The organism is Treponema sp. OMZ 799 (assembly GCF_024181365.1).
Lineage (GTDB): Bacteria > Spirochaetota > Spirochaetia > Treponematales > Treponemataceae > Treponema_B.
In genome coordinates this window covers 1,743,553-1,756,256 of the sequence record NZ_CP051301.1, presented here as the reverse complement: position 1 = coordinate 1,756,256, position 12,704 = coordinate 1,743,553, and the positions used below count along the sequence as shown (strand labels likewise).

The 12,704-nt window shown below is 36.9% G+C and carries 12 protein-coding genes; all 12 read right to left on the bottom strand.

Going from position 1 to position 12,704, the window contains the following annotated elements; all coding sequences use genetic code 11:
- Nucleotides 1-6 precede the first annotated feature (6 nt).
- Nucleotides 7-1,458 carry a hypothetical protein gene (locus tag E4O04_RS07955; protein WP_371922239.1) on the bottom strand — a complete coding sequence of 484 codons (1,452 nt, stop codon included), beginning with the start codon at nucleotides 1,456-1,458 and terminating at the stop codon, nucleotides 7-9.
- Between the two features lie 42 nt (nucleotides 1,459-1,500).
- Complete coding sequence (locus E4O04_RS07950) at nucleotides 1,501-2,331, bottom strand: hypothetical protein (RefSeq protein WP_253707213.1); 831 nt, start codon at nucleotides 2,329-2,331, stop codon at nucleotides 1,501-1,503.
- Nucleotides 2,332-2,511: 180 nt separating this feature from the next.
- Nucleotides 2,512-4,512 (bottom strand): hypothetical protein, encoded by a 2,001-nt coding sequence (locus E4O04_RS07945; RefSeq protein WP_253707211.1) that lies wholly within the window; start codon nucleotides 4,510-4,512, stop codon nucleotides 2,512-2,514.
- 31 nt (nucleotides 4,513-4,543) lie between these two features.
- On the bottom strand, nucleotides 4,544-5,875 hold the full coding sequence (gene citX / locus E4O04_RS07940) for a citrate lyase holo-[acyl-carrier protein] synthase (RefSeq protein ID WP_253707209.1): 1,332 nt from the start codon (nucleotides 5,873-5,875) through the stop codon (nucleotides 4,544-4,546).
- Between the two features lie 13 nt (nucleotides 5,876-5,888).
- Nucleotides 5,889-6,908: an adenylyltransferase/cytidyltransferase family protein gene (locus E4O04_RS07935; RefSeq protein ID WP_253707207.1), complete on the bottom strand. Its 1,020-nt coding sequence runs from the start codon at nucleotides 6,906-6,908 to the stop codon at nucleotides 5,889-5,891.
- Between the two features lie 5 nt (nucleotides 6,909-6,913).
- Nucleotides 6,914-7,477: a Fe-S-containing hydro-lyase gene (locus E4O04_RS07930; protein ID WP_253707205.1), complete on the bottom strand. Its 564-nt coding sequence runs from the start codon at nucleotides 7,475-7,477 to the stop codon at nucleotides 6,914-6,916.
- Nucleotides 7,478-7,492: 15 nt separating this feature from the next.
- Complete coding sequence (locus E4O04_RS07925) at nucleotides 7,493-8,338, bottom strand: fumarate hydratase (protein ID WP_253678994.1); 846 nt, start codon at nucleotides 8,336-8,338, stop codon at nucleotides 7,493-7,495.
- Between the two features lie 80 nt (nucleotides 8,339-8,418).
- Nucleotides 8,419-9,090 carry a DUF2259 domain-containing protein gene (locus E4O04_RS07920; RefSeq protein WP_253707204.1) on the bottom strand — a complete coding sequence of 224 codons (672 nt, stop codon included), beginning with the start codon at nucleotides 9,088-9,090 and terminating at the stop codon, nucleotides 8,419-8,421.
- A 57-nt stretch (nucleotides 9,091-9,147) separates the two neighbouring features.
- Nucleotides 9,148-10,359 carry an ABC transporter permease gene (locus E4O04_RS07915; protein WP_253707202.1) on the bottom strand — a complete coding sequence of 404 codons (1,212 nt, stop codon included), beginning with the start codon at nucleotides 10,357-10,359 and terminating at the stop codon, nucleotides 9,148-9,150.
- A gap of 24 nt (nucleotides 10,360-10,383) precedes the next feature.
- Complete coding sequence (locus E4O04_RS07910; protein WP_253687892.1) at nucleotides 10,384-10,821, bottom strand: FMN-binding protein; 438 nt, start codon at nucleotides 10,819-10,821, stop codon at nucleotides 10,384-10,386.
- A complete protein-coding gene (locus tag E4O04_RS07905) occupies nucleotides 10,818-11,510 on the bottom strand; it encodes an ABC transporter ATP-binding protein (protein ID WP_253687894.1) in 693 nt (230 codons plus the stop codon). Before E4O04_RS07905 ends, E4O04_RS07910 begins: the two co-directional genes overlap by 4 nt.
- A 27-nt stretch (nucleotides 11,511-11,537) precedes the next feature.
- On the bottom strand, nucleotides 11,538-12,674 hold the full coding sequence (locus E4O04_RS07900) for an ABC transporter permease (RefSeq protein WP_253687895.1): 1,137 nt from the start codon (nucleotides 12,672-12,674) through the stop codon (nucleotides 11,538-11,540).
- Nucleotides 12,675-12,704 lie beyond the last annotated feature (30 nt).

Below are 12,704 nucleotides of genomic sequence, written 5' to 3'. Positions count from 1 at the left end.
TTTTACTTACGGATTGAATACTCCGGGCTGGGGAGCCCTGATTCTTACCAAGGCTGTAAAGGCATCGGAGTTTAGACTTATAAATTCTTCTATCGAAGTTTCTTCTCCGCTTTCATACACATCGATATGAAAATTCCCGAAAACGTCAAAATAAGGAAAAAAGGCTGCAATATGGTGATACTGACGCAAGGGCGGATTTCCTTTTTCGCGGCTTACTGCACCAAGATAAAAATGCCCTGGCTCGCTTATTGCAAGATAATAAAGGAGAGCTTGTAAATAGGGAGTCTGATAACCTGCATTTTTTTCGTATCCTTTAAACGAAGCAAAATCCTGTTTCACATTCTTTTGTTTTATGGGAGGCACAAGGGCAAAGGGTTCAATTGTAACATCGACGCCTGAACCGATTGGTTTTATTGTACGCTTTACATTTAGAGTTAAAGCGGCAGCGGCCAAGTTTCGTATCCATTCAAGCCCGAAATGGAGGGCTCTTTCCTTGTAAGGTTTTGTAAAATAAGTATCAGGTACATCGGTTTCGGTTTTAAGGCTTTTAATAAAAATTCCCTGCCCCGCTATGGGCCTAATCATTCCGTCCACTATCCACTTTGCAAAACCTGAACAGTTTACCCCGCCCCTTATGTCTTTAAGTCTTTGATCGGGGCGAATAGCTTTAACAATATCATCCTCGGTCTGAGGCCTTCCGTCCATCAGATGAACAGGCTTACCGAATTCATCAAAGGTCCCGTCTTCCATATAGACCAAGGTCTTCAATCTATCCCGAACGGTATCGGAAGCAGCTTCTACACCGTTATAAAAAATAGGCGGATTAAAGATATCCCAGGGAAGCATATCTTTTGTAATGTCTTTTAGTTTTAAAAGAGGCAGATAATATAAATTTTCAAAGGGAATACCGACAGATATATCTTTTCGTACATAGGCGTTAAAAAGACAGATACTTATTAAGGACTTATTTTTTGAAGATGAGGGTCTTATACTCAAATAAAGCTCAGGGTTTTCGCGAGGATAAATTTTAATACAGTCAGGAGCTCCCGTTTCATAGTTTCTATATAAAATCCATGTCCCCTGCGGAACTTTTTCGAGGTTTGAAAACTCTGTGTCTACAGGGCTTACAACTACAGCAAGAAGATTTTTTTCTTTTAGATACACAGACCTCACCTTAAAAAGATTACCTTGAGAGTCTATTTCAATCTGCAAGTGCTTTAGGGCTATTGTCCCAGGAGAATCAAGCAGCCAATCTCTTGCAATATCTCTTCTCACCAAGGCTGAATCGGGAACTCTGTCCAGGGGGACAAGAGGAATAAGTCCGTCATCGGTTTTTAAAAACTCACTGCCGTATGACTCCTTAATCTCGTCATCAGAATAAACCGAAAAAACCAAAAGAGAAAAAAACAAGATAAAAATATATCTTTTGAACTTAATGTTAAGGCTGCCCATGTTCATAGTATCGGATAAATTGGGTAGAAACTTAATCGTTTATGTTTATCAATCCGCCTCTCTTGCAATTTGGCATACGAGTTCAATATCATTCGCAAAATAATCATCGTCCATATTGATAGTTACAAAATAGGAATTATAAAACAAATGATGGCTGCGGCTGTCCCATGATATTATATAACGCTTATCCGTTTCTATTTGATTTGGTCTAAATATTTTACGGGCGAAAGTTTTTTTCATCGTATCAGTTTCAATTTTGGAAAAGAGATCTACGCCGTTTAACTTTATGGATATTCCTTCTTTTTTCATTTTTTCAATGTAAAAATTTCTTACCGTAAAATGAATGATACTGCAATTTCGCAGCTGAATGTCCTTTTTCATGCTTCCGTAAAATATAATTTCGGCAATCGCCATATTGTTTTTCGACAGAACTCCTTTGGAATAAGGGACAATCTTAGAACTCTGCCAATGGTAACCTTTTGCGATAGAAATGTCCATTGAGTCGGAATATTTTTCAAATTCCTCCGAATAAGGAAACTTTCTATGATCCGACATTGTTGCATGTCCTGTTTCCATATAAATATCAAAGCCGTCGTTCATAAGTTCTTTGACTGTGGTTTGTCCCAATTTTATTTTTGTGTCATTTATGGTTAGCATAGGGGCTTTTACAGGTAAGCCGATAATAAGATATGTCATTGTACAAAACAATAAGAACAATAAAGAGCCGAAAAAAGCAAGCATTGCTTTACCTGTACGCTTCCTCGCATTAAACACAGCCATAATCGGAACAAGAATTACAGTTCTTACTAAAACAGCCGTTGCCGACTGAAATTTTGTACCCTTATAGATAATCTGTATTACAAAAAGAATAGCTATCACAAACATCAAACCGTATACAAAAATTTCGCCTATGCTCAGGTTATCCGTTCAGGTAATAGGCGGCAAAAGCAAATGAAATACCTAAAAATGCCGGCATACTGATGTGTAAAAGTTTCCCCAAAGTTTTTACCTCTTTTATTTATTACTATGTTTTACGATAAAGTATTTATGCGGCATCATCTATGCTGCATTCCAAAACAGATAGTATGTATCTCTTGCTACACTTAACCTTAAACTTAAAATACATATCTTATCGCCGAATACTTTTGCGAAATCTATTTTTTCAACCAACTGTTTGTGTATTTGAAAAAGCAAATCCAGATTTGTAAAATACTTCCCGTTTTCCGCTTTTATTGTAAACTCCGGCTCTTCCTCATAATTTGAAATACATATTTTTACCTCAGTTTTTTTAATCGCAATTCTTGATAGATATTTATCAGCTTCTTCTTGGCTTATATTTTCGGCATTCTCTTTATAAAATTTTTCTTTTAGATCTTTTTGTGTATACATATGTTTACCGTCTATTGTTATGTCCATTCCGGAAAGAAGATTTACAGACAATTCTTTATCTTCACTATCATAGATAACATAATTTTCAATTTCTTTCATTTCTAAAAGATTGTTCACGCATTTTATAAAGCTTTTTTTTGTTTCGATATTATCTTCAATAATTCCGAGATAAAAATAATCGCCCGCTTCAAGTGAATACAGCAGCTTTTTATTTTGTCTGATTAAAGGCGCATAAAGTATAGCTCTGTCCACAGGATTCACAGCTTCAAATTCCAAAAAATAAAGAGCATCCAATGTACTATCACAATCGCATGCATTTTTTATCAAATCGGGCATATCGTATCTTGATAAAAGTCCACTCAAAATATCATAAATATCCCTGCCTTCATCGGAACAAACTACCGATAAATAATAATTTTGAAAAAGTGCATAGTCCAATACTCGGTTTCCTATAATGTTCATCATCATAGTATCTATATTTTCTACTCCGATAATATGATAAAAGATTTTCGCGCTTTCTCTTACTTTTCTTTCTATTGAAATATCTTCAGCATAGCGGTCAGGTAAATCCTCACTAAGGGCTGTAATTTCATAACTGAAATTCGAATTTGGTTCAAAAATATGCAGTTCTTTTGCAAGCAAGGGCTCTTGCTTTTCTTTTTTTAGCAAGAGGGCTGTTTGCTGAAAAACATCTTTTTTTATCATAAAATACAGATAGTATTCTTTAGCTGCAAGAATATCGGAAAGATGACTTATAAATTCCATATGGTCATGATACTCTTTTTTAGGGCGGATTTTTATACCGGTTTTTTCTTCCACCCACTTAATAATACCTGCATAGGAAGAGCTCAAGGGTAAACAGTCATTGTTTCTAACCAAAAGCTCGGATAAAAAGTCCTTAAAGGAGCGGTCTTCATACACAAAGTTATGTTCATCTTCTTTCGATATACTTAAAGAAAAATACTTATTGACACAGGATATAAATGCATCTTTTGTTGTCGATGTGCAAAAATACTCCGCGATCTTTTCTGCAAAGGCCGAGTAGCCGAGTTTTTTCATCTTCAGTAAAATCTGCATTTTGATAAACATAAATAATATAGAGAATGAAGCTTTTAATTCTTTCATTTCTATTTCGGTTAGGCTTATGCTTTTTGTATTTTTTATAATATGCTCTTTATTTTCCGAATTTGTAACGGACACCTTGTTTTGTCTTAATTCAAGCCTATCCTTTGTTTTACAAATAAAATAGTTATCTTCTTTTTTGCTATGATAAAAAATTAACTGATACGGCACTCTATAAAAAATTTCATTCCTTTTTTTTGTTTTGCCCTTATATATCCAGCCTGCATAATTTTCTCCGAAAACAATACCTGCCGTATCAAAATTCGATATAGAAACACCCGACAAAATTCCGCCTACTTCAAGAGTGTCAAGCATTTTAGGAATTATAAATCTGACAATCTCTTTTTCTTCATATACACCCATTTCGTGCAGTCTTTTTGTCATAATTATTATTCTTTCAAAAAGATTTTCCGGAAAGTCATCAGGATTCGCAAATGTTACATCATTGCAATTTTCTTCAGTGTACTCTCCGTCTTGCTCATAATCCAAATAATAAGCCAACGGAATTACCTTTCTTTTTGTTTTATTAAACATATTTAAGAAACTCAAAATAATCACCTCTTCTTTGTTTATTGTTCAATTATTGCATTCTATAAATCTCCCCTATCAGCTCCAGATTATACAAAATAATAATCTTATCTGCCGTTCCGCCTGTGGAGATATTGTTTTTTTCGCACCATGCAGAAAATTCGGTAACAGCGGTTTCTTGAGCCGGCCATTCCTCTATGTAAAGGAGACTGTGAGCTTTTTTTTGTACTTCAAGTAAGGCCTTTTCCCCCTTGCGTTTTATAATTGTAGTGTCGCAAGTTGTTTCAATCATCTTAACAATAATTTGTGCAAAATCCTCACTTCCTAAAAGAGCTTTTTCATAAAGGGGAAGCCAAACTTGAAAGTGCTCTGCGAAGCCTGAGAGAGCCAAGCCCCTCACTCCCCCGCTCCCTAAATTATTAAAGGCTTGCAAAGAGGCAGGGGAACAGGATTTAAGTTCAAAATCTTTTTTTAAGGGAAGAGAAAAGGCTGATATTTCCCTGCTTAAATCGACAAAGGATTTTTTTTCTTTTATTATGCGGAAGGTGCAGGCGTTCAAAATAAGAAGCAAAAATAAGGCTCCCTTGTAGGTGTTCACTCCTCCCGTTAAATCGAAGAGGCATTTTTCTTGTTTTTTTCCGTATTCGCGCAAAGTTTCAAAGGAAGCACAATCTTTTGCACTTAAATTTTTAATTGCATTCCCGATTAGGGGAATACATTCAAGCATGAGTAAAAAGTCCATATCCTTGTGGGAGCCTTGGGAATTAGCCGTAACACAGCCGAAGCCCAAGGGACGGCATAGCTCTGAAAGGAGGGAACTCTCGGTTAAATTGCCTAAAGTTTCAAAAAGCTCTTTATCGGAAAGCTGCTTGCCGTAAAACGGCTTACCGTAAGACCAATCTTTATGCACTTTTTTTAAGATAAAATCCATAACGTCTTTTTGGGAATGAGTGCGGCTTCTTGCACAGATAACGGCATCTTTTTCGCACAAAAAACATTTCCGCCTCTGATTATCTTTGGGAAAATCGCTGCGCGAAAAAAGTTTTTCCGTATTTAAAACATCAATATCGGCAAGGCGGCCTAAAGCTTCGGTATTTTCAATTTGTATGCTTAAAGCCTTCACTTCCAAGGGAGGGGCATCTACAATCAAAAAAAAGATTAAACCTTCTTCATCCGTGTAGGAGTGAAAAATCTTGACAGGCTTCATCTTTTTTTTACATTCCAAAAAAATGCGGTATACAATCCAATTCGATTCGATTGAACCTTTTTTCTCACCCGGAATATTAGCCCTTATCACTACAAGGCTTGAAGACGGGAAACTGTGTAAAAGCTTTTTTTCAAAAGCATCGGTCTTTTCTCTTTTTTCCAATAAGGATAGGCTCATCTTTTCTCCAGTATTAATTATTTTTTTCTTTTAACGAACTTAGAAAATTATATGTCGCTTCCGGTAAAAATGAGCGGACGTCTTCAAGACTATTATTTTGAAATGCACTTCTTACTTGAGTTGCAGAAATTATTTTGTTGTTATGAGTTTTTTTCCGTTCAATTATTTTTACCTCGCATTTTGGATGCAGTTCATTTAACAGGGTTTGATTATATATTTCCGTACTCGGATCCAAGGGTTCTTCTCCCAAAAAGCGGGTTTTAATATTAAATAGAGGTACAAAATATTTTAAAAATATTCTTGCATCGAGCTGGGTTTGATTTTTGCTAATCAAAGTTTTTTCTTTTAAAAAATAAGACGGAAAGGTTGCAGAACTTATTAAAAACTGAGATGAGGGAAGCACTATTACATTTTTTAAGTCTTCAGTATTTTTTTTGATAAGCATAAAGCGGTCTTGAAAAGAAAAAAAACTTTTATCTGTTTCAACCGCAAAAACCAAAAGGCGTTTATCGGTACCGCAATGCTCTAAAGCCTTTTCTATTAAGTACCTATGCCCAAGGGTAAATGGATTTGCATTCATAACGATTGCAGCGTTTTCGGTTTCCCTTATATCGCCGGGGCAAAGGGGAAGAAGTTCATTTTTTAAAACATCTTCTATCGTGTTTTCTCCACGATATAATAAGGCAGAATCATCCGATGAGGCTAAGCTTATAAAACCGGCCCCCGTAAAAAATGAAACGCTTGATCTTTTTGTAAATATAAAGAAAGACTTATAGCCCTCGCCGTAGGCTTCTTTTAAGAGGGCCGAAAGAATTTCATCGGTAAGGCCGAGGCCCTTAAATTCATCCTTGACGGCAAAGCATTTTAAGATATTTTTTTCACGCCCTCCGCAGGCAGCCAAATTGTCGGCCTCATCAAAGATGCCGTAAACACTTTCAAGAGAATCTTCAATAAGACTATTTTCTTTTAAAAGAGCCGAAAATTCTTCTTTCCGGCTCTTTATTTCTAAATTGATTTTTTGTAAATTAGTCATTTACCTTAGTTGAGGCTTTTTAAATACTCTTCACGGCCCAGCTTGTAAAGGTTATTCCCCTTAGAATCGATGATGCATGTTACGGGGAAGTCTTCAACATAGAGCTTACGGACAGCTTCAGCTCCCAAATCTTCATAGCAGATGACCTCAGCCGATTTTATTCGGCTTTTGATTAGGGCGGCAGCTCCTCCGATAGCGGCAAAATAGCAGGCTCCATGCTCTATTATTTTTGCAACCACATCATCGTTTCTTTTTCCCTTTCCGACCATGGCCATGAGTCCCTCATCTAAAAGCTGGGGAGTATAGGCATCCATGCGGTAGCTGGTGGTAGGTCCTGCAGAACCTATGGGCTCTCCGGGCTTTGCAGGACTCGGTCCTACATAGTACATGACGGAGCCTTTTACATCTATCGGGAGTTTTTCTCCCTTTTCCAAAAGTTCGCATAGGCGTTTATGAGCTGCATCCCGCCCTGTATAAATATAGCCCGTTAATAAAACGATATCTCCGGCCTTAACATCTTTTAAATCTTCCCTTGTAAGGGGTGTTGTAAGTTTTTTCATTTCAGACATTTTCATCATCCTCCCTTATAAAGTAACTTCCTTATGGCGTGTTGCATGACAATTTATATTTACACAAATAGGAAGACCTGCAATGTGTGTAGGATAGGTTTCAATTAGAACTCGCAAAGCTGTAGTCTTTCCGCCGTAACCTTGGGGGCCAATCCCTAAGGCATTTACTTTTTCAAGCATTTCTTTTTCTAAATCTGCATAGAAGGGATCGGGGTTATAACTATCCATCGGTCTCATTAAGGCTTTTTTGGCTATTAAGGTTACCTTATCTACAGTGCCGCCTATTCCGACTCCTACAACAATGGGAGGACAGGGGTTGGGCCCTGCAAGTTCTACAGTTTCCAATATGAATTTTTTTACCCCCTCAAGGCCGTCGGAAGGTTTAAGCATTGCAAGGCGGGACATATTTTCGGAGCCGAAGCCCTTGCCTGCAAACATAATATGAAGTTTATCGCCGGGAACAATATTATAATGAATTACGGCAGGCGTATTATCCTTTGTGTTTACCCTGTTGTAAACCGGATCGGCAACAACGGATTTTCTTAAATATCCTTCAGTGTAGCCCTGCCTTACACCCTCATTGATAGCGTCTTCAATGTAGCCGCCTTCAATGTGTACATCTTGTCCGATCGTAACAAAGATTACGGCCATTCCCGTATCTTGGCACATGGGCGAATTCGTTCTTTTTGCAATATCGGCGTTTTCTATAATCTGATCGAGAGTATCACGGGCCAGACTCCATTTTTCGGCTTCCCGCGACATCTTTAAACTTGTTAATACATCTTGCGGAAGATAATAGGCAGCCTCAATGGCCATCCTCTTAACTTCTTCCGTAATTTTTTTTGCTTCTACAATGTGCATACTCAAAAATACCCCCAAAAGTTATTCTTGGGGGTAATTATAGAACATTAAAAGATTACTGTCAATGATGAAGGATAGGCTTACAGTTTAATTGTCTCCACCATATATCTGATGGAATTTCCTGTTTTATCGTATTGATGTTTTTCGATTACAAAGACGAGGCTTGTGTTTGTATTATCGATGATTACTTTTTTGATTGCATAATCGCGTACACCTGATCTGGTCTTTCCTTTTTGACCTGTTGATTTTTTTATCTTATTGCCGCTGGGTTTGATTATTTCAACTTCAATATAAAAAGAAGCTTCTAAATTGGATTTTTTATCCTTGTAGAGCATTACCTTGTACTCATCATTGGTTTCAAAATCTTTAAAGATCAAGGTTGTTTCGTTTATTGTAGAATTTGTGGCCGAATAAATAGCCCTGCCTTCATTTTTATCGCTTATATTCCATTTTGAAAGAGAAAAATTAGCCCTGTCTAAAAGGCTTAAAAATATATTTTTACTGTCTTTATCGGCTGTCTCTGAGGTAGGGCTTGTTATAAAGCGGCCTGAAGGCAAAAACTTATTTTCTGCTACATCTACTCCATAAATTTCTGCATAAGCACGATAGGTTTGATCTGTTAAACCGTATTGTCCGAAAGCAAATTTGCTTCCGTCAGGTGAAAAACCTAAATTAACAAAGGTAGCAATATCGCCTGCAAAAAGAAAAAAAGCACAAAAAATAAAACAAAAAGAAATCAGAGCTTTACGCATAATAACACCTCTCATCTAGCTAAAGTATCGGCTTAAAAAAAAAGAACTAAAGCATTTTTACCCTTGCGATAAGGCCGGTTCTTTTTTTGTAAAATTGTACATGGTTTTAAGGGCTGCAAGGGGGCCTATTATCGAAATAAGCACAAATGTTAAAAGAAAACAGCCGAGTATCCAAATAAAAGAAGGGTTTAAAAAAGGCAGCTTCATTCCTGTAACAATTGCCCGGTTAAATAAAAAAACAATCAAACACGATAGAGCTGTACCTATAATCGCTCCCGACATGCTTATAATAAGAGACTCCAAAACTGCAAGCTCAAATAACTTTTTTTTGGTGCTTCCTATTATCCTTAACATTCCGAATTCTTCTTTGCGCTCATTAAAAATCGAAGAAAAAGAAACCGCCAAAACTATAAATGAAAGAAGCCATAGGATTGCAATAAGAATATAAACATAGATATTCAAGCTTGAAATACTTGAAGATATATTTGTCATCATTCTTTTTGATATTAAAGGATAGATTTCTTCTCCCTTAAATTCTTCCCTTATCTTTTTAGCAACAGCTTTTACATCGTATCTTGGGTTTATTTTTACCATAACACTTGAAATCAAATTTTCATCTTTCGCAACAGGATGCTGCATAATTCTTTCATATTCTTTTGCAAGTTTTCTTGCATTTTCTATTGTCATAAAAATAGAATTATCGAATCCCATTCCGGTTTTGCTCAAGCGTCCTGCAATAACAAAGGGCTGATTAAAAAATTTTACTTGAGAATTATAATCTCCCGATATATTACTTCCAACCACAATTTGATTATCTAAAAGAGGAAGTTTTATTTGTTTTTTAAGCCAAGGTTTTACATTAAAATCGGAATCAAAATCAATACCGATAATTTGCAAAGGAAAAGAACAGCAGCCTGCAGAAAGGGTTGCAATAAAAAGCTGGGGAGATGCAAGTTCAACGCCTTCAATTTTTTTGATGCGTTCCACGACTTCCGCATCAAAATAGAAACTATTCGGCTCCCCTCTCAATAAGGCACTTTCAATTTTTGAATCATAGCCTTGAGGAACGACAATAATATCTGCACCCAGACGGTTCGACAGGGACGACATTCCCCCTTTTAAACTTTTTACCAAAAAGCTGCCTGCAAATAAACTAAAGGCTAAAACAGCCGTAAGAATAATTAAGCTTGCAGTTCTAAAAGGCTTTCTCTTCATGTTTAATTTTGCAAGCTCAAATACTGTCAGTTTTTTTATCTGTAAATTTTCCATAAAAATTCATTGCAAAAAAAATACTTAATTTTCTTTTGCATCCTTTAATGCAGTTTCAACAGCATCCTTAAACAGTTTATAAGAAATTGAAGCACCGGCGATTACATCGACCTCATCAATGTTTTGAGCCTCAACCAATTTTTGACCGTACTCTGCCGAGCGTAAAACCGAGGCTTGGGCAATCTTATAAAGCCCCATGTTCTTTATAACACCATCCGTTTTCCCGTAATCGGGGCCCTTTAGGTTTCCGTTTTTTTCGTAGGATAAAAAGGTACATTCTACTATCTTATTGTTTTCAACCTTTATTTCGACTTCCGCCGTTCCACCCCAATCATCTTTAAGCCCCGAAAGAGCCTTATAGACACCGTCTTTATATTTTACGGTTTTCTTTGTTTCCGGTTTTGAACAAGAAAAAATACAAGTAACACAAAGTGCAGCCAAAATAATTTTATAATGCTTCATACATTCTCTCCTCTTGCAGGTCTTACCCTACTCATTTTTTCGATTCTTGCTATCTTACCATGCTCAAGAACAACCATCCGTTCAGCCTGATCTGCGACCTCAGGATCGTGGGTTACAACTATGATTGTACTTCCGGCATTGTGAAGCTTTTCAAAAATTTCCATAACAAGTTTTTCGTTTTTTTCGTCAAGGTTTCCAGTAGGTTCATCGGCAAGGAGGAGCTTTGGATGATTTATCAGGGCTCGTGCAATACAGACACGCTGCTGCTCTCCCCCCGATAATTGATTGGGAAGATGCTTGGCTCTTTCTTTTAAGCCCACACTTTCAAGGGCTTCAAGGGCTTCTTTTTCATCGGGGAGGCTGTGATAATATTGGGCCATCATAACATTTTCAAGGGCTGTAAGATAATTTACAAGATGAAATTGCTGAAAAACCAAGCCTATCATATCCCTTCTGACTATGGTCAATTCTTTAGAAGAAAGTTTTGAAATATCCTGTCCGGCCAAATCAATCTTTCCCAAAGAAGGCTTATCCATACAGCCTATTATATTCATCAAAGTGGTTTTGCCTGAACCCGAAGGTCCCATTATAGAAAGCCACTCCCCTTCTTCAACCGTCAAATTTATTTTATCGAGGGCTTTAAGATCTCCGTATATTTTAGAAATTTCGGTTAAGGTTAAAATATTCATAAATTAATTCTCCTTAAAAATTTAAGATTACTCTCCGCGCAAAACAAGAGCAGGATCCACATCCACAGTTGCCCTTACGGGAAAGAGGGATGAAACAATGGTGATGACTATGGAAGAAATAACGGTAAAGGGAGCCAGTCTTATGGGAAAGGAAACCTCTCTTGCAAAGACGCTTATACTTACATTATTTGCAAATAAGTAGCCGAGCCCCACTCCCAAAACCCCTCCCATAAGGCCGAGCATAACAGCTTCTCCCAAAAAATCTATAACAACACTTTTATTGGAGGCACCTAGGGCTTTTTTTAAACCGATTTCTTTTCGGCGTTCAACTACTACAGCCATCATGGTTGTAGTTACGCATATCATAGTCAAAAACAAAACGATGATTGTAACAATCCAAACAAGGGCTTGTAGTTTACTTAAAACCGTGTCCTGGGATTCTGTAACACGCTTAACAAGACGGGGGGTAATGCCTTCAGCATTTTTTAAAACTTTTTCGGCAATCAAATTAAGATAATCCCTGTTTCCGTCAATACTGCATTCGATTACATCGAAGACATCGTTATAGCCTATAATATTTTTTATATCTTCAAGGCTCATAAAGATAAACTCTTCTTCAACACCTCCGGTAGTAACGATGCCTGAAACCTTGAACTCGTTTACGGTTACATCGCCGTCAGGCTTAGGAGTGTTTACAATAAAATTATCTCCTACGGATAAACCTATAGCCTTACTGATTTCATGGCCGATTAAAACTTCTTTTTTTTCGTTAGGCCATTGTCCGCGTACAAGCCAATAGGGACTATTGTTCTTTGCATTTATAAGATTGGTTGCGGCTATCATATAGGGCTGCTCGTTTACCTTTGCAGGTTTATAAATATAAGGAGCAAAGCCTACAAGTTTTTCAGATTCTATTTCTTTTTTTATTTTATCGATTTGCTCTTTGCTTATTTTTATATCGCTTTCGGAAGGAAGAAATATCATATTTGCTCCGTATGAGCGGAACACAGTTCCCATCTGCCGCGGAATGTCGTAATAAATAGTCAATAAGCCCGATAAAACGGTTGAACCGATTGCAATAGCCAGCAAAGCTACCAACATTCTTGAACGGCGCCGCACTAAAGAACTTATTATCATTTTAAAATACATCTTATTTTTAGTCATATCTTAAAAACTCCTTAAAACTTAAATGCG